Source organism: Kribbella sandramycini, from assembly GCF_013131805.1.
Lineage (GTDB): Bacteria > Actinomycetota > Actinomycetes > Propionibacteriales > Kribbellaceae > Kribbella > Kribbella sandramycini.
Genome location: NZ_JABJRC010000002.1, coordinates 538,008 through 562,216, shown reverse-complemented (window position 1 = coordinate 562,216; position 24,209 = coordinate 538,008). Strand labels below are relative to the sequence as shown.

Genomic DNA, 24,209 nt, shown 5'->3' with positions numbered 1-24,209 from the left:
CCTCTCTTCCGATCTCGTAGTACTAGTCGACGTCGACCCAGTCGAGGGTGCGCTGCACGGCCTTCTGCCAGCCGGCGTACCCCTGACTGCGCTGCTCGTCGTTCCACTGCGGTTCCCACCGCTTGTCCTCGTTCCAGTTCTGAACGAGCTCTTCCTTGTTCTTCCAGAAGCCGACCGCCAGACCGGCCGCGTACGCCGCGCCCAGCGCCGTGGTCTCGGCGACGACCGGCTTGCTCACCGGGACGCCGAGGATGTCGGCCTGCATCTGCATGCACAGCTCGTTGGCCGTGACGCCGCCGTCGACCTTCAGCACGTCCAGCGTGACGCCGGAGTCCTTGGCCATGGCGTCGGACACGTCCTTGCTCTGGTAGCAGATCGCTTCCAGTGTCGCTCGCGCCAGGTGCGCGTTGGTGTTGAACCGCGACAGGCCGACGATCGCGCCGCGGGCGTCGGAGCGCCAGTACGGCGCGAACAGGCCGGAGAACGCCGGGACGAAGTACACGCCGCCGTTGTCCGCGACCTGCCGGGCCAGCGTCTCGGTCTCACTCGCACCGGAGATGATGCCGAGCTGGTCGCGCAGCCACTGCACGGCCGAGCCGGTGACGGCGATCGAGCCCTCCAGCGCGTAGACCGGCGCCTCGTCGCCGAACTGGTAGCACATCGTGCTGAGCAGACCGGCCTTCGACCGGACCAGCTCGGTGCCGGTGTTCAGCAGCATGAAGTTGCCGGTGCCGTAGGTGTTCTTGGCCTCACCGGGGTTGAAGCAGACCTGGCCGACGGTCGCGGCCTGCTGGTCGCCCAGGTCACCGGTCAGCGGTACGACGCCGCCCAGCGGGCCGGAGGCCAGGGTCTCGCCGTACTTGTTCGGGTCCGACGAGGGGCGGATCTCGGGCAGCATCTGGCGGGGGATGTCGAAGAACGAGATGAGCTCGTCGTCCCAGTCGAGGGTCTCCAGGTTCATCAGCATCGTCCGGCTGGCGTTGGTGACGTCGGTGATGTGGACGCCGCCGTCCACCCCGCCGGTCAGGTTCCACAGCAGCCAGGTGTCGGTGTTGCCGAAGATCGCGTCGCCCGCCTCGGCCGCGGCGCGGACGCCGTCGACGTTCTCCAGGATCCATTGCACCTTGCCGGCCGAGAAGTACGTCGCCGGCGGCAGCCCGGCCTTCTGCCGGATGATGTCGCCCTTGCCCTCGCGCTCCAGCGCGGAGGCGATCCGGTCGGTGCGGGTGTCCTGCCAGACGATCGCGTTGTAGTACGGCCGGCCGGTCTTGCGGTTCCAGACGACGGCCGTCTCGCGCTGGTTGGTGATGCCGAGCGCGGCCAGATCGCCGGCCTGCAGGTTGTGCTTGGTCAGCGCGGTCTGGATGACCGAGCTGGTCCGCTCCCAGATTTCGGTCGGGTTGTGCTCGACCCAGCCGGCCTGCGGCAGGATCTGCTCGTGCTCGAGCTGGTGTTTGCCGACCTCGTTCCCGGAGTGGTCGAAGATCATGAAACGCGTGCTCGTGGTGCCCTGGTCGACGGCGCCGACGAAGTCAGCCATTGGAACTCCTCAGAATCGTCATGCGGTCTTGTCCTCGGGAATGCGGCCGGGCTCTTCTTCCTCGTCGGCGATCGGCAGGTTCCGGCCGACCAGCAGGTCGTAGAGGAACGCGCCTACCAGGGCGCCGAGGATCGGTGCCACGATCGGCACCCAGAAATAGAGATCCCCGAATTGATCTCGGAACGCGGTTTCGTACCCGGTGAAGAACGATGCCAGCCGGGGGCCGAAGTCGCGGGCCGGGTTGATCGCGTAGCCGGCGTTGGTCCCCCAGGCCATCCCGATCGCGACCACCAGCAGGCCGACGACGAACGGGGCCAGGTTCGCGGCCGGCGCGGTGTTGCGCAGGTCGGTGATCGCGAGGATCACGAACATCAGGATCGCGGTGCCGATGATCTGGTCGCGGAACCCGTCCCACAGGTGCACGTTCAGGTCCGCGACGCCGTTACCGGGCAGGGTGGAGAAGACGCCCTGGGTCTTGATCGTCAGACCAGGGTCGGCCTTGTGCAGCACCTCGGTGTAGTTCCACCGGACCACGAGCGCCGCCAGGAACGCTCCGAGGAACTGCGCCACCGAGTACGGCAGCACCTTCTTCCAGCTGAAACCGCGGAACGCCGCCAGCGCGATCGTCACCGCCGGGTTCAGGTGCGCGCCGGTCATCCGGCCCGCAACGTAGATGCCCAGTGTCACACCGAGACCCCACGCCCATGCGATCGAGTCGTGGTCGCCGATACCTCCGGCCGCCACCTGCGCCACCACACCGCAGCCGAACAGGATCAGGATGAACGTGCCCGCGAGCTCGGCGGAACACTCCCCCAGAAGGGTTTTCGCTTTGACCGCCTCGGTCGTAGCCATGTTTCGACCAGCCTCCCTTCCTTGCAGACGCAGCCGTGACGACCACGGCTGGCTGGAATCTAGGAGCGTTCGGGGAGCGGCACAACGCCCGTCGTTCGACATTGTCGAACGAAACCAGCGCGCAACTGGTCTGCGACACTCAGTCACCATTCAACCACCCGGAGCGCTCGCCGCGGGGGTGATCCAACCATTCGGCACGATGATCGCGTCAGGGCGGACAACGATCCCCCATCAACGATAGGAGCCCGATGCGCGAGGAGTTCGCCGAGTTCGCTCGGGGACGGCACGGGGCCTTGTACCGGTACGCCTACCTGCTGGCCGGAGAGCGCGGCCTGGCCGACGACCTGGTCCAGGAAGGCCTGGTCAAGACCTACGTCGCCTGGAAGCGGCTGCGCGACCCGTCGGCGGCCGAGGCCTACACGCGGCGCGTGATCACCAACACCGCGATCAGCTGGTACCGCCGCAAGTCGTGGCACGAGCGCCCGCACGACGAGCTGCCCGAGCAGTTCGCGCCGGTCCAGGACAGCACCGCACGGATGTGGCTGTGGCAGGAGCTGATGCAGCTGCCGCCACGGCAGCGCGCGGCCGTCGTACTGCGCTTCTACGAAGACCTGACCGAGCCGCAGACCGCGGAGGTGCTCGGCTGTTCGGTCGGCACCGTGAAGAGCCAGGTCTCGGTCGCGCTGCGCAAACTCCGCGACCGCCTCGGCGCCGACGCAATCCCCCTGGACAAGGCAGGAGCCAGCCAGTGACCGATCTGCTGAAAGACACCCTCACGTCGCAGGCTCAGGCGACCACGCCACCGGAGCTCGACCTCGACACCATCATGGCGACCGGCAGCCGCCGCGTGCGCCGCCGCCGCGTCACCGCCGCCCTCGGGACGACGCTCGCCGTCGCCGCCGTCCTCGGCACGACGCTCACCGTCGTCCGCAGCCAGCAGGCCGAGCCGCCTGTCCTCGGCCCGTCGACCGGCGAGCGGCCGCCGACGTACGCCGCCAACGGCGTCATCCACTCCGGTGACAAGACCGTCAACACCGGCCGGCGCGACCTCGACCAGCTCGCGCAGAACAACTTCGGCTTCTTCTACACCGTCAAAGACTCCGACGAGGTGCACTTCCACGACGGCACCGAAGACAGCCGGATCTCGGCGAGCAAGGCCGACGGCGCCAAGCTGCGCGCGGCCGGCGACTACCTGGTCTCGACCGCCCAGACCAACGGCAGCTTCAACACGACCATCGAGAACCTCCGCACCGAGAAGGAGATCCTGAACACCGACAAGGTTGCGAACGACCCGGACGCCGCTTCCCGGAAGGTCGACTACCTGTTCGCGCTCGACCGCGAGTACGCCTACCTGAAGGAGAACGGCGGCGTCGTCCGGCAGCCGCTGACCGGGAAGAAGGAGGTGACCGCCGAGTTCCGCAAGGCACCCACCATCCCGCTCGCCGCGGGAGCCAACCGGCTGGTGTTCATCGGCCCCGACCAGCAGATCTTCGTCGCCGGCGACCTGGCGAAGCCCGAGCGTGAGCAGGCGCTGCAGAAATACTCCGGGACGCCTGACCAGATCGACATCGGCATCTCCGACAACGGCTCGTACGTGATGGTCGCGCCGAAGGGACAACGGCCGGCCCTGTACGACGTCAACGGCGCGAAGTACCCCATCACCAGCCCGCAGCCGCTGGTGTTCGGGCAGTGGCTGTCGGACGACACGTTCGCCGCGGTGACCGCCGCGAGTGCAGGCCGGCCGGTCGACCTGTTCCGGTGTGTCGTCACCAGCGGCAAGGCGACCTGTCAGGTGACGAAGAAGGCCATCGCGACCAGCAACGCGCAGGTGGTGTTCCCGAACCGCTAGCCCAGCGGGAACTCACCGCGCGGGCCGCGGACGGTCGCGGTCAGCGCGGGTGGGCCTTCGGTGACCTCGAGGTCCGCGCCGAGCGCAGCCAGCGCGGCGCGGACCTCGGTCGCCTGCGGGTGGCTGCCGCGGAAACCGAGCAGCTCACCGGCGTCGGTCATGGTCGTGGCCGGGCGCGGCGTCGTCCCCCAGTCGATGACGAACGGGACGACGCCGTCGTACGGCCACTGCGCGGCCCGGCTGACGCGCCACGACACGGTCTCGCCGGTCGGCGTCGAGCGCGACATCGGGCCGACCTCGCCCAGCTCGGCCCCGGCCGCGCGAGCGGCGACCACGGCCGCTTCGAGGTCGGCCGGGTGAATCGCCCAGGTGAGCAGCCGGTCGGTGCCGGTGAAGTCGACGATCGACGACGGCGCGTCCAGATCCGGACCGAGCAGCTCCAGGTACGTCGTCCCGCCGAGGCCGACGAGGAAGTTGCGGGTGCCCCACTGCGGGTGCCGGCCGCCCTCGACCGGTTGCAGCCCGGTCGCGGCGGCGAACCGCTCGACGGCGCCGAGCAGGTCGGGGGTTCCGTACACGAGGTGGTCGAGCAACTGGTCCATACCGCCGACAGTACGAGACACGACCCAGCAGGGGCGCCGGCGTGCGGCGTGGCTCACGTCGTCAACCGTTTCGCGGCGCCGGGCGTCACGAGTTGTGGGTCTACTCGGCGTTCTGGAGGGGTCGCATGGACGTGTCTCTGCTCGGAGGGTGGTTCCCCAGCTTGCTGGGCGTGCTGGCGGTGGGTCTGCTGGTGCTCGCGATCGGCCGGCGGGATCGGCGCTGGCGACGGCGGGTCCTGCCGATCGCGCTCGGCGTGGCGGCAGCGGGGGCGCTGCTCGCGTCGTACCCCGGCGCGGAGCTGGTCGGCATGACCGATCCGCTCCCGCTCAAGGTCTGGATCTGGTTCGGCATCGGGCTGGCCGGGGTGACCGTGCTGGTCGCCGGGTGGCGGAGCGCGCGCTGGTGGCGGCGCGGGACGGCGGTCCTGGCGATCGTCGTCGCGAGTGTGGTGTGCGCGAACCAGATCAACCAGTTCGTCGGCTACTACCCGACGATCGATGCCGCGGTCAACGATTGGACCGGCGCGCCACTGCCTGGGCAGGTGTCGATGACCGGGCTCGCGCAGACGCCGACCGGGCAGGCGTTACCGCGGGCCGGTCGGTTGGTCGCGGTCGACGTGCCGCCGACGTACAGCGGGTTCAAGCACCGCCAGGAGCTGGTGTACCTGCCGCCGGTCTGGTTCCGCGGGCCGAAGCATCCGGTGCTGCCGGTGGTGGAGATGATCGGCGGCGAGCGGGGCGCGCCGGGTGACTGGGTGCGGCTGGGGAACGCCGTCCGCGTGTCCGACGCTTACGCACAGCAACATCACGGGTTTGCGCCCATACTGGTTTTCGTGGACGCGACAGCATCGTTCGACAACGACACCGAGTGCGTGGACGGCCCGCGCGGTCACGCCGCGACCCATCTGGCAGTCGACGTCCCGCAGTACGTCGAGCACACCTTCGGCGCGTCGCGGAACCCGGCGCAGTGGGCAGTCGCCGGGTTCTCGATGGGCGGCACCTGCGCGCTCGATCTGGTCGTCGAGCACCCCGGCACGTTCGGCCACTTCGTCGACATCTCCGGCGACCTGGCGCCGTACAGCGGCGACGCCCAAGACACTCTGCGGGATCTGTACGGCGGATCGGTCGCCGCTGAGCAGGCCAACGAGCCGCTGCAGGTGATGCGCCACCACGGCCGCTACCAGGGGGTGAGCGGCGTCTTCCTGACCAGCACCGCGGAGAAGACCCACCAGCGGGAGGCGCATCAACTGTCGAAGGCTGCCGCCAAGGTCGGCATCCCGTCGCGGGTCGAGGTCTCCCCCGGCTCCCACGTCTGGCAGTTCGCCGGCCCGGCGTTCGCCGGCTCCTATCCCTGGCTCGTCGACCAGCTCAGGCCCGCGTGACGCGAAGACTCCTCCATCTGGCGGTCGCCGTCGCACTGGTCGCCCTGACCATCGCGACCGACACGAAAGCACCGCCGCTCAAGACCCCGCCCGGCCACCTCAGCGTGGTCGCGCTCGGCGACTCGGTCACCTCCGGCTACCACTGCTACTGCACGGGCTTCCCGGCCGAGTACAGCGAGCTGCTCGCCAACCGGACCGGCACCGGCGTCACGGCGTACAACTTCGGGATCGGCGGCCTGGACTCCGAGGGGCTGCTCGAGGAACTCGACCGTTCCACGTCCCGGATGGCGAAGGCGACCGCGGACGCGGACTACGTCCTGCTCACGATCGGCGCGAACGACTTCGCCGGGCACGAGGACGACGTCACCGGCGGGCGCTGTACGACGGAATGCGTCACCGGGGAGCTCACCGACCTGACCGACAACCTGCGCCGGATCTTCGACCGGATCGACGTCCTCGACCGCGACCGGACCCCCGAGATTCTGGTCACCGGCTATTGGAACGTCTTCAAGGACGGCGACGTCGCGGACGCCGCCTACCCCGACGGCGGCCCGGCCGCGACCCTCGCCCTCACCCGGGCGGCCAACAACCTCATCGCCAACGCCGCCCACGCGGCCCACGCCACCTACGTCGACCTCTACACCCCGTTCGAGACCGCGCCCGAGATCACCGACCTGCTCGCCTCCGACGGCGACCACCCGAACGCGGCCGGGCACGCGCTGATCGCCGACCTCCTGCTCGCGGCCACCCCGAGCCGCAAGATCACCGGCTGAAGTTCTTCCACTACGTTCGGTGCCGAACTAGTCTCCGTGACAACCCGCCGCCCTGGGAGCGTCATGACCGTGTTCAGCCACCGCAGACTGCTGCGCAATGGCTCACCCGTGCTCGTCGGCCGGTCCGAGGAGCTGCAGGTCCTGGTCTCGACCGTACCGCGCCGTTCGACGGTAGTGATGATCGAGGGCGAGGCCGGGATCGGTAAGACCCGTCTGGTCGACGAGCTGCTGGCCCACCCCGAGCTGGCCCGGCTGAAGATTCTGGTCGGGCACTGCCAGCCGCTGCGCGAGCCGTTCCCGTACGGGGCGGTGATCGAGGCGCTGCGCGGTCTGGTCGGCACGCGGCTGCAGACAGTCAGCCCGGTCGCCGGCGCGCTGCGCCCGCTGCTGCCCGAGCTGACCCAGCTGCCGGAGCAACCAGCACCGATCGGCGACCCACATGCCGAGCGGCACCGCACGCTGCGTGCGGCTAGGGAGGTGCTGGCCGCGATCGGTCCGGCCGTTCTGGTCGTCGAGGACCTGCAGTGGGCCGACGACGGCACTCGGCAGCTGCTGCGCTTTCTGATGACGGATCCCCCGCCGAACCTGTCGGTCGTGATCACCTACCGCCGCGAAGACCTCGCCGGGCATCTGCCGCTCGGTTCGGCCTACCGGCCGCCGGACCACGTCGCCGGGGTGCTGCTCCAGCTCGGGCCGTTGGACGCCGACGCCGTCCGGACGCTGGCGACGGCGATCCTCGATCAGGAGCCGGTGAGTGCGGAGTTCGCCAACCAGCTCCGCGAACGGACCGCCGGGATCCCGTTCGTGGTCGAAGAGCTCCTGCGATCAGTACGGACGTTTCCGGCCCGGCTGCCCGAGGTGGTCGAAGTACCGGTGCTCCTGCGGGATGCGTTCGCCGACCGGCTGTCCGGGCTGCCCGAGCTGGCGCACCGGATCGTGCACGCCGCCGCAGTCCTCGGCGTACCGGCTGGCGTCGAACAGCTCACCCTGGTCGCGGCGATCGACCCGGAGCATGCCGAGCTCGCGCTGGTCCAGCTCGCGCGGGCCGGGGTGCTGCACGAAGTCCGGCCGAACCAGTACGGCTTTCGGCATCTGCTCGCCCGGCAGGCCGTGTACGACTCGCTCGAAGGCCCGGCCCGGCGTCAACTGCACCTGAACGCGATCGCCGCGCTGCGCGACGTCGTCCCGGCGCCTCTGGTCCAGCTCGCCGAACACAGTCGGCGCGCCGATCGTCGCGCCGACTGGTTGCAGTACGGCGAGGAGGCCGCCGACCTGGCCACCGACGTGGGCGACCCGGCCGTCGCGACTGGTCTGCTGCAGCAGCTACTCGCCGAGCCTGACCTGCCGACCGAACAGGTCGACCGGCTGGCCACGAAACTCGGCTCGGTCGCGTACGCCGGTCTCGATCAGCATGACCCGGTGGCCACCCTGGACCGGGTCTTGAGCGACCAGCGGCTGTCGACGGCAGCACGTGGTGAGGTCCGGCTGCTGCTGGGCCGGTTGATGGTCCGCCAGAGCGGCCGGATCGCCGAGGCGCGGATGGTGATCAGCCAGGCCGTCGACGAACTGACCGAGAGGCCCGATCTTGCGGCCCGGGGCGCCGCCGTCCTCGGCACGACGTTCGTCGGCGACGTGCCCCTGGCCGAACAGCGGCCGTGGCTGGACCGCGTCGACGCCTACCTGGCCGACTGCGACGACCTGGAGCTGCGGACGTCGCTGCTCGCGAACGTGCTCGGATCGCGGCTGTCGATCGGAGATCCGCAGGTGCTGACCGACCTGTCGGCACTGCCGACGACGGTGCACACCGTGGCTGAGCGGCGTCAGCTCGCGCGGACCAGATGCAACCTGGCCGACTCGTGTACGACGATCGGCCAGTTCGGGAAGGCTCGCGAGTTCCTGACCAGCGGCGTCCGGCTCGCTGCCGAGGCCGGCAGCCCGTTCGTCGTGAGCACCGCGCGCTCGACCGAAGTCCGCCTGGACTGGTACACCGGCCGCTGGGCCGGGCTCGCCGAGCGGGCCACCCGGTTGCTCGGCGAGTACCGCGATCTGTTGCCGGTGGCAAGTGAGCTGTCGCTGGTGCTCGGGCTGCTCGCGCTGACCCGCGGCGAATGGCCCGCCGCGTCCGAGCACCTGAGCCGGACCGGGGTCGACAACCCGGCCGATGCGATCACGCCGATCGCGATCGGCGGCTTCGCCGGGCTGGCTCGGATGTGGCTCGCCCAGGACGACCTTGGCCAGGCCACGGCCGCCGTCCAGTCGGGGCTGCAACTGGTCCGGCACAAAGGGGTGTGGGTCTGGGCCGCTGATCTCGCCCCGGTCGCGGTCGCCGTACTGCCACCCGCCGACGCTTCGCGACTGGTTGAAGAGTTCGCGGCCGGGATCGCCGGCCGCGACGCTCCCCTGGCCCAGGCCGCGCTCGCCTCCTGTCGCGGCGACCATCTGAGCGCCGAGGCCGAGTTCCGGGCGCTCGGCGCCACCTACCTGGCCGCGCAGTCGTCCGAGCACTGCGGCGCCGATCTGGCCGCGCTTGCTGATTGGTACGACGTACTGGGTGCGACCCGGGACGCAGCGCGCTGCCGCCACGACCTGCGCAGCCGCGGTACGCCGTCGCCGTCGCGCCGCGGCCGCCGGGGCTACGGCTCCGAACTGTCGCCACGCGAGCAGGACGTCGCCCGGCTGGTCGCGCAGGGCCTGACGAACCGGGAGATCGCCGACGTGCTGTTCCTGTCCCCGCGGACGGTGGAACAGCACGTGGCGAAGGTACTCCGCAAGCTGGGCGTCGAATCCCGCGGTCAGCTCACTGACTGAAGCAGAACGCCTGCGCGCCCACACTCCAGCACTGGATCTGCTTGCTGACGGTGTTGCTGGCACCTGCCCGGTCGGTGACCTTCAGCTCGGCCGTGTAGGTCTTCTGCGTGTTCGCGTAGCTGTTGGTCGCGGTCACGCCACTACCGGTTTTGCCGTCACCGAACGTCCAGGCATAGGAGGCAATGTCGCCGTCCGGGTCTGTCGAGCCACTGCCGTTGAAACTGCACGCCGACCACTGACACTGCACCGTGAAGGAGGCCTTCGGCGGCTGGCCCGCAGGCGGCGCACCAGCCTGTACCTGCTTCGTCGTGCTGCCCGTCTTACCCGCGTCGTCGGTCACGGTCAGTTTCACCGTGTAGGTGCCGGCCTGGGCGTAGGTGTGGGACGGCGTGGCCCTAGTGCCGGTCTGGCTGTCACCGAAGTCCCAGGCGTACGACGCGATCGTGCCGGTCGACCCGGAGCCATCGAAGCTGCACGACAGCGACGCCGCCGAGCAGTTCGCGGTGAACGACGCCGCAGGGCCGCCGGTGCCGCCACCGATCTTGCTGACATCCAGCAGCTTGTTCGGCGAACCCGCACCCGGGTTCTGCACCTTGCCCTCCTGTGCCTGGCTCACCAGCGCGTCCCGCACCTGCTGCGGCGTCGCGTTCGGGTTCGCCGACAGGTACAGCGCGGCGGCGCCGGCGACATGCGGCGCGGCCATCGACGTACCCGACATGCCCTTGCTGCCGGTGTTGTTCGAGTTGCTGGCCGACGTGATGTTGCCGCCGGGCGCGAAGATGTCCACACACGAGCCGATGTTGGAGAAACTCGACCGGCTGTCGTTGGAGTCCGTCGAGGCCACCGTGATCGCCTCGGGCACCTTCGCCGGGCTCGGCGTACAGGCGTTGCCGCCGTTGTCGTTACCCGCCGCGACCGCCCAGACGATGCCGGACGCGATCGAGTTCTTGACCGCGCGGTTGATGCCCTCGGGATCGGCGTTCGCACCGCCCGACGTCCAGCTCGCGTTCGCCACCGCGGGTTTGCGCGCGTTCTGCGTCACCCAGTCGACACCCTGGATCGAATCGGCGTCCGGCGCGTTGCCGTCACACCCGAGCACCTTGACGCCGACGATCGTCACGTCCTTGGCGACGCCGTAGGTCTCACTGCTCGACGTGCCGCCGGTGTGCGTGCCGTGGCCCTGGTCGAACTGGTTCTTGCACTCGTTGACGTTGCTGTCCTCGTCGACGAAGTCGTACCCGGACTGCGCCCGGCCCTCGAACGACGCGTGGTCGGTGTTCAGCTCGGAGTCGGTGTTGTAGACGGTGACGCCGGTGCCGGTGTTCGGATACTTGTAGACGTTGTCCTTGACGCCGTCGATCCGGTCCAGGCCCCACGACGGCGGGTTCGGCTGCTCTCCCGCGGCCGCGATCGACGTCGCGGCCCGGGCCACCTGGGCGCCGAACATGTTCACCTTGACGTCGGCCCGGCGTACCCACAACGACTGCTGCACGAACTCGACCGACGGATCGGCCGCGAGCCGGCGGGCCTGGCCCTCCGACATCCGCACCGCAAACCCACGCAACGCGGCCGAATACACGTTGCGGATCGTGCCGCCGTACCGGTCAGTCAGCGTGCCGGCCTCGGCGTCCACCGTCGTCGCAGCCACCGCGACGCCGCCGTGCAGGCCGACGATGTACAACCCGGGGACCGTATCCGGCGCACCCGCATTCAGCACCGTCCCGCTCGGCACCGCATACGCATTCCCGGCGACCCCCACCACAAACGCCGTCACCAGCACACCAAACAGATTCCTTGTCCGCATGGTTCCTCCTCTGGGCCGGCGGAGCGGCGCGGCCTCCGCCCACTCTCCGCGCCCGCCAATCCCAGAACAATCCGTAAAACACTAGGTAGCCCGCAACGCCCATGAGATCCGTAGGGCTACGGATTGTCCCGTCAGGCGCGGCTGGGGATGCTGCGAGCACCGCCCCACTTCGAGGAGAGCCCACGCGCAATCTGCTCGCCGTGGCGACCGCACTCGTCGCGTACTCGTCGACGGCCGCACCACCTGCGGCTCCTTCAACGACGCCTACCTGATCTGCGCCTGCCACGCCGACGGCCACGACGGCATCTGCCAAGGCGACAGCGGCGGCCCCATGGGCAACTGGGCCAACACCCAGAAGACCTACACCGCCGAACTCAAAATCACGGACCGCGCCGGCAACTCCAACACCGCCACCCGACAGATCCGGTGCTGGTCCGTAGGCGCCCAAGCCTTCTGCTTCCCGCAGTAGACCTCGCGGCCACCCGAACGCCGGTGACTGTGCGTATTGCTGGTGGTCCTCGCAAGCGCTAACTTGCTCGGATGGCTCGCTCACCTTTCACCTTCGGCGGCGCGCTGGAACTGTTCGAACCCGAACGACGCAGGTTCGCGGTCCTGGAGAAGGTCTTCGGCGGACTGCTCCTCGGCGGAGCCGCAGTGTCCGCGGCCACCGGCGCGCCGCTCCCGGTGATCGGAGCCGGAGCCTCCGCGCTGCTGGGCCTGATCGACCCGAAGAACGAAGCCATCGGACTGCTCGGCGCCCTGGCCGACCGGGCGGCCAGGGCTGCTCGCAAGGACACGGCCGAGAACAAACACGACCTCATCGCCGCAGCGCACACGCTGACGGTCTTCTCGGCCTATTTCGACGCCCTGCACGAGATGCTCGGCCCGACACTGGTGAGCCTCGAGGTCACCGAGAAGGAGAAGGCCCGACTGGTCGGGCTTCCATCGGCTCCAGGGAATCGAGCCGAGGTGGTCGCGATGCTCCTCGACACCGAGGTACCGCTCCCGTCACCGCAGTACGGCGTGATCGAGAACCTCGAACAGCGCATCCAGCCGTACTTCGATCGGCTCAGCATCGACACCCTGCAGTTCTTCTCCGGTCTCGAAGCCTGGGCAGAGGTCACCACCAGTGGCCCGAACGCCGCCGACGACATCGCCAACTGCGCCGCGACCATCTACCGCGGCCGGATGCTCGAGCTCAGCGCCGATGCGTCGTTCGCCCAGTGGGTCAATCTGAATGAGCACGCGGCCACCCGGCAGGCCATCCGGTCCGGTCCGCTCGCAGAGTTCGAGGCACTGTTCGAGCTTGTCATGAACAGTTCGCCTCCGCGCGCGGGCAGCATCCGCGCCGAGCTGGCCCTGACGGCGGAGGAAATCCTCAGGGAACCGCTGCTTCGGGCCGGCGGCGAGCTGGCGTCGCCGACGGTCGAGCAGGGCTTCGTCGAGCCCGCATTCAAGCTGGCGGTCGCCGACAGCCAGTCCAGGCCGGCGGAGGAGTCCTGGTGGAACGACGTCCGCGAGCACCATTCCCTCGTCGATTACCTCGCGTCCTACCTGGCCGACGACACCAGCACCCAGCTGCCGCTGCTGCTGCTCGGGCATCCGGGCGCTGGTAAGTCGCTCCTCACTGAGGTGCTTGCCGCTCGTCTGCCGCCCGCATCGTTCGCCGTCGTCCGGGTTCCGCTCCGGCGGGTGGACCCCGATCAAGACCTCAGCGAACAGATCACGGCCGAGCTACGGCGAACACTCCAGCGGTCCCGCACCGACCTCAGCGATCTGCGCAGCGAATGCGGCCCGTGCGACGAGTGCCCGGCCGGCCAGTCCCCGAGCTGCCCGCACGGATGCCGGCTGGTGATCCTGCTCGACGGGTTCGACGAGCTGATCCAGGCCACCGGACTCACCCAGTCCGACTACCTGGAGAAGATCGTCGAGTTCCAGAAGCGTGCCCGATCGCTGAAGGTACCGACCTCGGTGATCGTGACTTCGCGGACAATCGTCGCCGACCACGCCACGATTCCGGCCGGTACGCCGCTGCTGAAGCTGTCCGACTTCGACGTCCCCCGGATCAGCCGTTGGCTGGCCATCTGGAACCTTACCCATGTCCGGACACCGCATTTCCGGCCAGTGACCACCGAGATACTGACCGACCACGCTGGTCTCGCGGAGCTGGCCCGCCAGCCTCTGCTGTTGCTGATGCTGGCGGTCTACCTGACCGACGGAGATCGCGACGCCGACCGCCTGGACGACGCAAGCCGGTCAGAGCTCTACCACCGTCTGCTCGATCGTTTCGTGCTCCGGCAGGTTCAGAAATCGACGACGCCGGCAGAACGCGGCGCCGAGGTCCGCGCGCAGCGCAGACGGTTGCAGTACGTCGCTTTCGGCATGTTCGCCCGCGGCCGCCAGCACATCACCGACCGCGAACTCGATACCGACCTCGCGGCGCTCCTCCCAGGACCGACCGCAGCGGCCCTCACCCAGGCCCACCGGGTCCTCGGGGCCTTCATGTTCATCCACAATGCCAAGGCCGACCGCGAGCAACGCGACGCCTACGAATTCCTGCACGCCACTTTCGGCGAGTACCTGGTCGCCGAGCTCACCATCCACCTGCTCAGCACCAACCACGACGAGCAGCTGCTGCGCCGCGTCCTGTCCCACCAACCGCTCAGCATCCGCCAACCCATCCTGAACTTCGTCACCGAGCTGTCACGAGAGCTGGACGACGACACCCGCTCCGGTGTACTCGACGCGCTGACCGAACTCCTCAACGCAGAACGGACCCGTCCGGACATACCCGACGACGAGTTCGAGCCGACGGCGTACGACCCGGTACGCCGCCGAGCGACGTACACCGCGAACCTGACGCTCCTCCGCGTCATCATGGCCGAGCGGCCGGTCCCCCGGTACCTCCTGGTCGGCAGTCTGGACCCCGCCGTCTGGGAGCGACAGGTACGGCTGTGGCGCGCCGGGCTGGACCAGTCTGCCTGGGTCTCGGTCATTCAGGCCCTCGGCAGCCACGACGACCAGGTGTACGCCGAGCCGATCGCCAATCAGGCCGCCGAATTCAGCGAGGCCGCCCTGATCGGCGACCGAGCTCTGATGGCCACGCTCTCGCTCGGCCACCCGGCACGGCGTACGTCCGCCGTGGCCTGGACGGCCAACCAGCTCAACGTTCTGGAGCTGATCGCCACCCTGCACCATCAGCGCATCGGCGTCCCGCAGCTCGACCTGCTGCTCCCCGAAGAGCTGGACGCCTACGAGCACCTGGCAGTCGAGCTCAGATTGGTCGGCGGCACCCCGCCCGCATTGATCGCCGAACACGTCCTGAGCCTGCTGTCGAGAGATGCGGTCCAGCTTCCGGAAGAGACTGTCGAACGACTGCTCGAGCCGATCGGCTGGGCGCATCTGAGCATCTATGCGGCTGAGCTCGTACCGGTGGCCGCCGCGCACCCGGCTTTGCTCCACAGGTTCGAAGAACTCGACCGTGCGATTCGCGGAATGGGAGCCGAGTACCGCCCCTTTGCTGTCGTGGTTCTCCGCCACGCCGCACTGCTGCGTCGCGGGACTGAGCAGCAACAGACACTGACCGATCTGTGGCAGGATCTCGACCGAAACATGGCGCGACGGTTCGGTCTGCGATTCGAGGGCCGGTACTTCGCTCCCGAGTTCGTCACCTACCTGCGCCTCGAGCGGCCGGCCTACTGGCTCAACTCACCGATCACCCTGAGCGCATTCGATCAGCTACCCCGGTCCGTACTACGCGACATCGCACCGCTCGATGCGCTCTTCCTCGCCGAAACCTTCTCGTGGGACGACGAGAAGTTCGTGTCCCGCTACCTCGTCACCCACGAACGCATCACCGTCGGTCAAGACGTCACCGACCTACTGCCCGTCCTTCGCCACTACGCCGGCACGAGCCGGTGACTCCCTGAACCCTTTGGTGATCAGGTAGATGCCGAAGGAGAGTTCCCAGAGGAACTCGGGGATGGTGGCGAGGCCCTGGAGGGCGCCGCCGCGGTCGGCGAGGCCGACCATGACGGCGATGCCGGAGAGGACTACCAGGGGGCCGCCGATCAGGCCCAGGAGGGCGAGGCCGCGTGGGACCAGGCCGGAGCGGTACATGAGGGCGCCGAGGATGATGCCGTTGGCGAGGCCGGCGAAGATGCCGGGGCCGAGGAGGAAGGCGCGGTCGTAGAGGGCGACGAAGAGGTGACCCAGCGCGGGGTTGTCGGTGGCGGCGCCTTCTTGGCGAAGCAGGACGAAGGTGAGGAGGCTGAGGATGCCGACGGCGATGAAGATGCACTCGAGGAGGCGGGCGGCGACGTAGCTCAAGGCGAGGGTCGGGCTGTGGCGTTTGAAGAGCGCGTACGGGACGACGGCGGTGGCTACGTTGGCGACGATCAGGATCAGTTCGAGCAGGGCGCCCAGGGCGACACTCGCTGTCGGGTCGGGGCCGGCACCGGTGATGTAGGCGGGATGCTCGCGGACGGGCGCGTAGAAAAAGAAGAACGCCGGGATCGACGAGACGAAGGTGACGATCATCAGCCAGCCGGTGATGGTCGCGGTGCGGCGTGTGACAGCAGTGTCCATCTGGACTCCCCCCGGAGTGCAACGGCCGAACCCCCTCGGCCTCAGGGTTCGAATCCTAGCCGGTGGGTGGGCCGGCCGGCGCCTGAGGGAGTGTCAGGCGCCGGCTCAGCTCAGCTCGCTTCGGAGGCCGCCGGGGTCACGGGCTTGTCGCCGGGCTGGTTCTCCGGGAAGTGGCAGGCGGCCTGGTGGCCGGGGGCCAGTTGGAGGAGCGGGGGTTCGGTGGTCTTGCAGATGTCCTGGGCTTTCCAGCAGCGGGTGTGGAAGCGGCAGGCCGGGGGCGGGTTGATCGGGCTGGGGACGTCGCCCTCGAGGCGGATGCGCTGCACGTTGCCCTTGCGCTTGGTGTCCGGCACCGGGACCGCCGACAGCAACGCGACCGTGTACGGGTGCATCGGCTTCTCGTACAGGCTGACCCGGTCGGCCAGCTCCACGATCTTGCCCAGGTACATCACCGCGACCCGGTCCGAGACGTGCCGGACGACGGACAGGTCGTGCGCGATCATCACGTAGGTGAGATCGAACTCCTTCTGCAGGTCCTCCAGCAGGTTCACCACCTGCGCCTGGATCGACACGTCCAGCGCCGAGACCGGCTCGTCGGCCACGATCAGCTTCGGCCGCAACGCGAGCGTCCGGGCGATCCCGATCCGCTGCCGCTGACCACCCGAGAACTCGTGCGGGTACCGGTTGTAGTGCTCCGGGCTCAGACCCACCAGCTCGAGCAGCTCCTGGACGGCGCGCTTCACACCGTGCTCGGTCTGCACCTTCTGCAGCCGGTACGGCGCCCCGACGATCTTGCCGACCGTGTGCCGCGGGTTCAGCGACCCGTACGGGTCCTGGAAGATCATCTGCACGTCGCGCCGCAGCGGACGCATCTTGCCCTCGCTCAGATGGCTGATGTTGCGACCCTCGAAGACGATCTCGCCGGACGTCGGCTCCAGCAACCGGGTCAACAGCCGGCCCGTCGTCGTCTTACCGCAGCCCGACTCCCCCACCAGCGACAGCGTCTCACCGCGCGTCACGTTGAACGTCAGCCCGTCGACCGCCTGGACCGCACCCACCTGACGCTGCAACAGCCCCTTGCGGATCGGGAAATGCTTCACCAGGCCGTTGACCGACAACAGCTCCTCGCCGATGGCCGGCTCCACCACGCCCGGGACGGCGGTCGGATCGATCTCTTCAGTGCTCACAGTCATCCCGTTCACAGCTTCGGCTTGATGTCGGTCTCCCACGCTTTGGCGCGCTCACCCGGGGAGAGATGGCAGGCGACCTTGTGCCCGGCGCCCACATCGAGCAGCTCCGGACGATCGGTCTCGCTGGCCCCGCCGTTCAGATGCGCGTAGTTGCAGCGCGGGTTGAAGGCGCAGCCCTTCGGCACGTTGATCAGGCTCGGCGGCGTGCCCTTGATCGGGATCAGCCGCTCGGTCCGCTCCCGGTCGATCCGCGGCATCGAACCCAGCAGACCCCAGGTGTACGGGTGCTGCGGGCTCTCGAAGATCTCCTCGGCCGTGCCGTACTCGATCGCGCGACCGGCGTACATCACCTGGATGTCGTCGGCCAGCTCGGCCACCACGCCGAGATCGTGGGTGATGATGATGACCGCGGAGTTGAACTCCCGCTGCAGATCCCGGATCAGATCCAGAATCTGCGCCTGCACCGTCACGTCCAGCGCCGTCGTCGGCTCGTCCGCGATCAGCAGGTCCGGGTCGCACGACAGCGCCATCGCGATCATCGCGCGCTGCCGCATCCCGCCCGAGAACTGGTGCGGGTACGCGTCCACGCGCTTGTCCGGCTGCGGAATACCGACCCGGTCCAGCATCTCGATCGCGTGCTTGCGCGCGACCTGCTTGCTGACCTTGTTGTGCACCCGGTACGCCTCGATGATCTGCTGACCCACCGTGTAGAACGGGTGCATCGCCGACAGCGGATCCTGGAAGATCATCGCCATCCGCTTACCGCGCAGCAGCCGCACCTCGTCCGGCGTCGACGACACCAGCTCCTGGCCGTCCAGGAAGACCTGCCCGCTGATCTGCGCCACGCCGCGCTTGTGCAGCCCCATGATCGACAGGCTCGTCACGCTCTTACCCGAACCCGACTCCCCCACGATGCCGAGCGTCTTACCGCGCTCCAGCTGGAACGAGATCCCGTCGACCGACTTCACCAGCCCGTCGTCGGTCGGGAAGTGCACCTTCAGATCGCGGACGTCGAGAAACGCCGCGCCGCGCTCGATCCGCTGGACCGAATCGTCGCTGCTCATTGATTACGCACCCTCGGGTCGATGACGGCGTACAACAGGTCCACCACCAGGTTGGCAAGAATGATGAACACCGCGGCGACCAGCGTCACCCCGAGGATCTTCGGCAGGTCGTTCGCCACGATCCCGTCCACCGCGTACTTGCCCAGCCCCGGCAGCGAGAACGTCTTCTCGGTCAGGACGGCGCCGCCCAGCAGCAGCCCGACATCCAGACCGAAGATCGTCAGGATCGGCGTCAGCGCACCGCGCAACCCGTGCCGCACGACGACCGTCCGCTCCGGCAGGCCCTTGGCCCGCGCCGTCCGGATGAAGTCCTCGTTCATCGTCTCCAGCATGCCCGCCCGGGTCAGCCGCGCGTACTGCGCGGAGAACAGGAACGCCAGCGTGATCCACGGCAGGATCAACGACTGACTCCACACCACCGGATTCTCCGTGAACGGCGTATAACTACCGCCCGGCAACGTCCAGCCCAGCTGATAACTGAAGATCGCCAGCGACAGCAACCCGGTGAAGAAGATCGGTAACGACACCCCGGCCAGCGCGATGATCATCGCGCCCCGGTCGAAGATCGAACCGCGTTTCAGCGCCGACAACACGCCGGTCGCCACACCGGCCAGCAACCACAACAGCGAAGCGCCCGCCGCGAGCGACAACGTCACCGGTATCCGGTCCAGCAACTCCGGCCACACCGGCTGCTTGGTGATGAACGAGTAGCCCAGGCACGGCGCCGGGCAGCTCTCCACACCCGAGCCGTAGTCGTACTCCGCGCCGACGACGACGCCCTTGGCCCAGTTCCAGTACTGCACGGCGATCGGGTCGTAGAACCCGAGCCGCTCGGCGGTGAGCTTCACCGTCTCCTCGGTCGCCGCGCGCCCGACGTACCGGGTCGCCAGCGTCTCCGGCGTCGCGCCGGCCAGCCGCGGCACCAGATAGAAGATGGAGAACGTGATCGCACTGACGATCACCAGAAGGCCCGTAGCCGCCAACAGGCGCCTGACGATGTAAGTAATCACTGTTTCTGGCACGAGCGACCCGGTCCGGGAATCCCGGACCGGGCCCTCGTCGCCTTCACCTACCTAACCGTGAGTCGTCGAACGGGAACCGCTACTTCACGCCCAGCGCCAGGTAGTCGTACATGTTGAACGCGTCGCTGATGAACACGTTGGTGAGGTTCTTCGGCCGCACCAGCAGGCTCTTGGCGTAGACACCCGGGTAGATCACGGCCTCTTCCATCACCCGCTTGTCGATCGGCGCCCACATCGCCTCACGCTTGGCGTCGTCGGTCTCCGCGATCGCCGCGTCCAGCATCTTGTCCACCTCGGGGATCCGGACGGACGTGTTCGACGAACCGCCGGTCTGCCGGATCACCCGGCTGTCGACGATCTGGGACAGGAAGCCGAAGCCGTCCGGCCAGTCCGCACCCCAGCCGTTGGTCGACAGACCGATCTTGTTCGACACCACGAACGGCGGGTTGCCGGCGTACTGCGAGAAGTAGTCACCCGACGGGTAACCCTTCAGGGTCAGGTTGATACCGAGCGGCTTCAGCGCCTGCTGGAAAGCCTCCGCGGTCGCCTTCTCGCGCGGACGGTCCGAACGGTAGGCCATGTTGGTCGAGAAGCCGTTCGGCTGACCGCACTTGGTCAGCGCCTCCTTGGCCTTCGCCTGGTCGCCCTTGCCGCCGTCCGACGGGTACAGGTCGAACTGCTGGTAGCCCGGGATGAGCGGGGGCATGATCGTGGTCGCCAGCGAACCGCCGGAGAACTCGCCGCCGTACGCGGTCTGGTAGCTGGTCCGGTCCATGCCGTACTCGATCGCCTTACGGCACTCGATGTTGTTCAGCGGCGGCACCGTCGGGTTGATCGAGGTGTACCACAGCCGCGCGATCGTCGGGTTGTCCGCGGTCGCCTTCAGCGCCGGGTCCGTCAGGACCTTGCTCAGCGACGCCGGCTGCACGCCGGTGCCCTGGACGTCGACGTCGAGGTCACCGGAGATGATCCGGTTGTCGATGTCGTCGGCGTTCGCCTTCAGCGCGACCTCGTAACCGTCCGGCAGCGCCTTGCGGTTCGGGTCGGTCGCCTGGTCCCAGTTCTCGTTGCGGACCAGGTTGAACCGCTTACCGGCCTCGACCTTGTCGAACTTGTACGGGCCGCTGGAGATCACGTGCTCGCGGTACTTCGCGCCGGTGTCCTTGGCCTCCGGGACCGGCATCGTCTGCGGCAGCTGCGCCAGGTAGTCGAACCCGCCGAACGCGTTCTTCAGGTGGAACACGATCGTCTGGTCGTTCGGCGTCGAGATCGCCGAGTCGGTGTTCACGCCCTTCGACTTGTACGGGCCCTTGTAACCGGCCGGCAGGTTCAGCATCGCCTCGAAGTAGGCCGGCCCGTTCGGGAAGGTCTCCTTGTCGGTCGACCGCAGCACCGCGTACTTCACGTCCTTCGACGTGATCGGCGTACCGTCCTCGAACTTCACCCCGGCGCGGATCTTGTACGTCCAGGTCTTACCGCCGTCGCTCGGCACGCCCTTGGCCTCGGCCAGGTCCGGAACGAGCTCGTTGGCCTCCGTGCCCGGCGCCGACTTGAACATCAGCAGCGAGCGGCCGTACAGCCGCGCGAAGTTCCACGCGTAGCCGTAGTAGGTCTCACCCGGGTCCAGGCTGTCCCAGTCGTCGCCGTTGGCCAGCTTGACGATGCCGCCCTTCTTGTCCGACGGGTTCACCACGGCGGTCAGCGCCGCGTTGAACTCGGACTTGGCGCCACCGGTGGTCCCCTTGTCGCCGCCCGAGCCGCTCCCGCCGCAGGCCGACAGGCCCAGCGCCAGGGCAACGGACAGACCGACGCCCACCTTCCATCGTTTCGCGCTCATCGTGCCCCTACACCCCTTAATGTTGCGTACCAGTGATGAGTGTCAATACCAGTTGACCGGCTCAGCGTGAGCGCGGATCGAGTGCGTCGCGCAACCCGTCACCGAACAGGTTGAAGGCCAGCACCGTGATGAAGATGGCCAGACCGGGCCACAACATGAAATGCGGCATCGTGTAGTAGGTGACGGCATCCGACAACATGCCGCCCCAGGTCGCCGTCGGCGCCCGGACGCCGACGCCCAGGAATGACAGCGCGGCCTCGAACAGAATGTTCGTCGGAATCAGCAACGTCGCGTAGACCAGGATCGGCGCGACGAGATTCGGGAGCATTTCGGTGAACAGCAGGTACGGACGCCGCGCGCCCAGGCTGCGGGCCGCGTCGACGAACTCGCGCTCACGCAGCGACAGCGCCTGACCGCGCACGATCCGGCCGATATAAGGCCAGTTGAAGAAGCCGATGATGAAGATCAGCAACACGATCCGCAGACTGTCGCCCTTCAGCCCGAACGCGTCGTCCGGGACGACGCCGGCCAGCGCGATCGCGAACACCAGCAGCGGGAACGCCAGGAAGACATCCATGATCCGGCTGATCAGCTGGTCCACCCAGCCGCCGAAGAACCCGGCGATGGTGCCCAGCGTCGTCCCGATCACCACCGACAGCAGGGTCGCGAAGAACGCGATCAGCAGCGAGATCCGGGACCCGTAGATGACCCGGCTCATGATGTCGCGGCCGTTCACCGGCTCGACACCCATCGGGTGCTCCCAGCTCATCCCGCCGAAAGTCCCCAGTGGGGCGAGCGTGCCACCCTTGGTGTCGATCAGGTCCTGGTTGAACTCGTTCGGCGGATGCCCGATCAGCTTCACGATCAGCGGCGCGAAGACCGCCATCAGGATCAGCAGCACGATCACGACCAGACCGGCCAGCGCGACCTTGTCGCGGCGCAGCCGGCTCCACGCGATCCTGCTCAGCGACCGGCCCTCGATCGGCCCCGCGCCACGAAGCACCGCCTCGGGATCGGCCTTCGCCGCCCCGGGCTCAACCTCAAGTGGTGCTGTCACCAGATCCGCTCCCAAGTTCGAAGTCAACGGAAAACCGCGTCCGACCGCCGCCTAAACCTGCCGCCACGACGCTCCGGAGTCAAACTCTGCGAACCCCCGTTGCCCGATCGTGACCCCCGGTACATCGTCCCGTATCGTGGACACAATCGCAGTGAATCACGCCGTCGTACGCACGGTCGCCACGGCATCTCGAAACGTTACTGCCATGGCATCTTTGTGTCATTTACGCAGTGCGGAAAGGTGCAAAAACCCGAGCGGATCGAGCACTCCGCTCACGTTCTCCAGATCGGCCCCGCCGACCACCGTCAGGCGCCCCTGCCAGACCGGCAGCACCGGCACCTCACGGGCGAAAACCTCCTGCAGCTGCCCCAGCAACTCGTCCCGCCGGATGCCGTTCTGCTCGCTACGCTCCTGCTGCAGCAACCGGTTCGCCGCGGCCGAGCGATACCCGATCGGGAACGGCCCGCCGGTCCCGATGAACGGCGCCAGATAGTCGTCCGCATCCGGATACTCCGGCACCCAGCCCACGTGGAACAGATCGTAGGAGCCGGCCCGCACCGCCTGCTGGTACTGCGGCCACTCCGCGGCCCGCAACGTCACCCGGAACAACCCCGACGCATCCAGCTGCCGCTTGAGCTCAAGCACCTCCGCCTTCGCACCCGGCCCGTACTGCGACGGCGTCCACCCGACCGTCAACGGCACCGGCAACGCGACGCCCTTCAGCAGCGCCGCCGCAGCCGCCTTGTTCGGCTGCTTGTACTCCGACCGGAACGCCTCCGTCGCCCCGCCGAACCCCGGCGGCACCAGCGAATACAGCGGATCCACATGTTCGGCGTACGCCTTCTTCACCAGCGCCGGCCGATCGATCAGCTGCGCGATCGCCCGCCGGACGCCGGGTTTGCGCGCCGTCGCCGACCGCAGCTGGAAAGCAAACGCCTGAATCGACGCATCCGCCGACTCGACCACCTGCACCTTGTCCGACGTTCGCAACTTGTCCAGCTGGCCGATCGTGAACCCGCGGTACGCCAGATCGGCCTTCCCCGCGGTGATCTCCCGGTTCAGCGCGACCGCATCCTTGACCGTGGTGATCAGCACGCCGTCGTTCCGCGGCCCCCGCGAGCCCTTGTACGCCGCGAACTTCGCGAGCGTCACCGACTCCCCCGGCTTGTACGCCGTCAACTGGTAAGGACCGCTGCCCACCGCCGACGACTCCAGCAGTTTGTTCTTCGGATACGACTCCTCGTCGACGATCGACGCGCCGGTCGTCGTCAACAGATACGGCAACCGCGCATCCGGCGCCTTCAGATTGAACACGGCCGTCAACTCGTCCGGCGTACTCACCGACGTCACCGACGCGAACAACGCCGCCGGCCCGCCCGGCGTCTTCAGCCCGACCATCCGCTCGAAACTGAACCGCACGTCCGACGAGGTCAGATCATGCCCGTTCGGGAACTTCAGCCCTTCCTTCAGGCTGCACGTGTACGTCGTCGGCGAGTCGAACTGACAGTCCGCCGCATCCGGCACCGGGGTCGGCTTACCCGGAAGGATCGTCAGCAACGTCTGGAACACGTTCCCCTGGACCGTCCGCGAGGCGACGTCCGACCGGCCGGCGGGATCGAGCGCGGACGGCGCATCCGTCGTCACCACCCGGATCACCAGCTCGGGAGGCGTCGAGGCGCCGGTGTGCGGCGCGTTGTCATCCGGATCGCCACAGGCCGCCACGCCGGCGCACAACCCGCCGACCGCGGCCGTCGCCACGACCCGCCGCCACAACTCGCTCACCATCTCACCCCTCCCCAGCCCAATACCCCAGTAACGGCCCCCGAGGGCACCAGGTGACGG

Annotated in this window: 18 protein-coding genes; 7 read left to right on the top strand and 11 right to left on the bottom strand. The window is 68.2% G+C overall.

The window, feature by feature from the left end; genetic code table 11:
- Nucleotides 1-22 precede the first annotated feature (22 nt).
- Both glpK and HPO96_RS10075 read right to left on the bottom strand, forming a co-directional pair.
- Nucleotides 23-1,540, bottom strand: a complete 1,518-nt coding sequence (gene glpK, locus HPO96_RS10080; protein WP_171673084.1) for a glycerol kinase GlpK — start codon at nucleotides 1,538-1,540, stop codon at nucleotides 23-25.
- An 18-nt stretch (nucleotides 1,541-1,558) separates the two neighbouring features.
- Nucleotides 1,559-2,392: an MIP/aquaporin family protein gene (locus HPO96_RS10075; RefSeq protein WP_171673083.1), complete on the bottom strand. Its 834-nt coding sequence runs from the start codon at nucleotides 2,390-2,392 to the stop codon at nucleotides 1,559-1,561.
- A 248-nt stretch (nucleotides 2,393-2,640) separates the two neighbouring features.
- Between HPO96_RS10075 and HPO96_RS10070 the strand changes: the two genes are divergently transcribed.
- Nucleotides 2,641-3,144 (top strand): SigE family RNA polymerase sigma factor, encoded by a 504-nt coding sequence (locus HPO96_RS10070; RefSeq protein WP_171673082.1) that lies wholly within the window; start codon nucleotides 2,641-2,643, stop codon nucleotides 3,142-3,144.
- Nucleotides 3,141-4,241 carry a hypothetical protein gene (locus tag HPO96_RS10065; RefSeq protein WP_171673081.1) on the top strand — a complete coding sequence of 367 codons (1,101 nt, stop codon included), beginning with the start codon at nucleotides 3,141-3,143 and terminating at the stop codon, nucleotides 4,239-4,241. Before HPO96_RS10070 ends, HPO96_RS10065 begins: the two co-directional genes overlap by 4 nt.
- Here the strand turns inward: HPO96_RS10065 and HPO96_RS10060 are convergent.
- A complete protein-coding gene (locus tag HPO96_RS10060) occupies nucleotides 4,238-4,843 on the bottom strand; it encodes a VOC family protein (protein WP_171673080.1) in 606 nt (201 codons plus the stop codon). The genes HPO96_RS10065 and HPO96_RS10060 overlap by 4 nt on opposite strands.
- Before the next feature lie 125 nt (nucleotides 4,844-4,968).
- On the opposite strand from HPO96_RS10060, the gene HPO96_RS10055 reads away from it, so the two are divergent.
- From HPO96_RS10055 to HPO96_RS10045, 3 genes are all read left to right on the top strand, one after another.
- A complete protein-coding gene (locus HPO96_RS10055; protein WP_171673079.1) occupies nucleotides 4,969-6,225 on the top strand; it encodes an alpha/beta hydrolase in 1,257 nt (418 codons plus the stop codon).
- Nucleotides 6,222-6,998 carry a GDSL-type esterase/lipase family protein gene (locus HPO96_RS10050; protein WP_171673078.1) on the top strand — a complete coding sequence of 259 codons (777 nt, stop codon included), beginning with the start codon at nucleotides 6,222-6,224 and terminating at the stop codon, nucleotides 6,996-6,998. The genes HPO96_RS10055 and HPO96_RS10050 overlap by 4 nt, the downstream gene beginning before the upstream one ends.
- Nucleotides 6,999-7,061: 63 nt before the next feature.
- Nucleotides 7,062-9,806, top strand: coding sequence for an ATP-binding protein (locus HPO96_RS10045; protein ID WP_202885783.1), 2,745 nt, complete (start codon nucleotides 7,062-7,064; stop codon nucleotides 9,804-9,806).
- Here the strand turns inward: HPO96_RS10045 and HPO96_RS10040 are convergent.
- Nucleotides 9,796-11,610 (bottom strand): S8 family serine peptidase, encoded by a 1,815-nt coding sequence (locus HPO96_RS10040; protein ID WP_171673077.1) that lies wholly within the window; start codon nucleotides 11,608-11,610, stop codon nucleotides 9,796-9,798. The two genes, HPO96_RS10045 and HPO96_RS10040, sit on opposite strands and share 11 nt — an antisense overlap.
- 331 nt (nucleotides 11,611-11,941) lie before the next feature.
- On the opposite strand from HPO96_RS10040, the gene HPO96_RS10035 reads away from it, so the two are divergent.
- Both HPO96_RS10035 and HPO96_RS10030 read left to right on the top strand, forming a co-directional pair.
- The gene (locus HPO96_RS10035; protein ID WP_171673076.1) at nucleotides 11,942-12,079 is read left to right on the top strand and encodes a hypothetical protein; all 138 of its coding nucleotides are present in this window, start codon (nucleotides 11,942-11,944) and stop codon (nucleotides 12,077-12,079) included.
- A 71-nt stretch (nucleotides 12,080-12,150) separates the two neighbouring features.
- Nucleotides 12,151-15,531 (top strand): NACHT domain-containing protein, encoded by a 3,381-nt coding sequence (locus HPO96_RS10030; RefSeq protein WP_171673075.1) that lies wholly within the window; start codon nucleotides 12,151-12,153, stop codon nucleotides 15,529-15,531.
- Here the strand turns inward: HPO96_RS10030 and HPO96_RS10025 are convergent.
- From HPO96_RS10025 to HPO96_RS09995, 7 genes are all read right to left on the bottom strand, one after another.
- Nucleotides 15,490-16,197 carry a DUF4386 domain-containing protein gene (locus HPO96_RS10025; protein ID WP_171673074.1) on the bottom strand — a complete coding sequence of 236 codons (708 nt, stop codon included), beginning with the start codon at nucleotides 16,195-16,197 and terminating at the stop codon, nucleotides 15,490-15,492. The genes HPO96_RS10030 and HPO96_RS10025 overlap by 42 nt on opposite strands.
- A gap of 110 nt (nucleotides 16,198-16,307) precedes the next feature.
- Nucleotides 16,308-17,390, bottom strand: coding sequence for an ABC transporter ATP-binding protein (locus HPO96_RS10020; protein WP_171673073.1), 1,083 nt, complete (start codon nucleotides 17,388-17,390; stop codon nucleotides 16,308-16,310).
- Nucleotides 17,391-17,395: 5 nt separating this feature from the next.
- The gene (locus HPO96_RS10015; RefSeq protein WP_171673072.1) at nucleotides 17,396-18,451 is read right to left on the bottom strand and encodes an ABC transporter ATP-binding protein; all 1,056 of its coding nucleotides are present in this window, start codon (nucleotides 18,449-18,451) and stop codon (nucleotides 17,396-17,398) included.
- The gene (locus tag HPO96_RS39595; RefSeq protein ID WP_171673071.1) at nucleotides 18,448-19,461 is read right to left on the bottom strand and encodes an ABC transporter permease subunit; all 1,014 of its coding nucleotides are present in this window, start codon (nucleotides 19,459-19,461) and stop codon (nucleotides 18,448-18,450) included. Before HPO96_RS39595 ends, HPO96_RS10015 begins: the two co-directional genes overlap by 4 nt.
- 91 nt (nucleotides 19,462-19,552) lie before the next feature.
- Nucleotides 19,553-21,310 carry an ABC transporter substrate-binding protein gene (locus tag HPO96_RS10005; RefSeq protein WP_171673070.1) on the bottom strand — a complete coding sequence of 586 codons (1,758 nt, stop codon included), beginning with the start codon at nucleotides 21,308-21,310 and terminating at the stop codon, nucleotides 19,553-19,555.
- 61 nt (nucleotides 21,311-21,371) lie between these two features.
- Nucleotides 21,372-22,367 carry an ABC transporter permease subunit gene (locus tag HPO96_RS10000; protein ID WP_171673069.1) on the bottom strand — a complete coding sequence of 332 codons (996 nt, stop codon included), beginning with the start codon at nucleotides 22,365-22,367 and terminating at the stop codon, nucleotides 21,372-21,374.
- Nucleotides 22,368-22,586: 219 nt separating this feature from the next.
- Nucleotides 22,587-24,152 carry an ABC transporter substrate-binding protein gene (locus tag HPO96_RS09995; RefSeq protein ID WP_171673068.1) on the bottom strand — a complete coding sequence of 522 codons (1,566 nt, stop codon included), beginning with the start codon at nucleotides 24,150-24,152 and terminating at the stop codon, nucleotides 22,587-22,589.
- Between the last annotated feature and the right edge of the window lie 57 nt (nucleotides 24,153-24,209).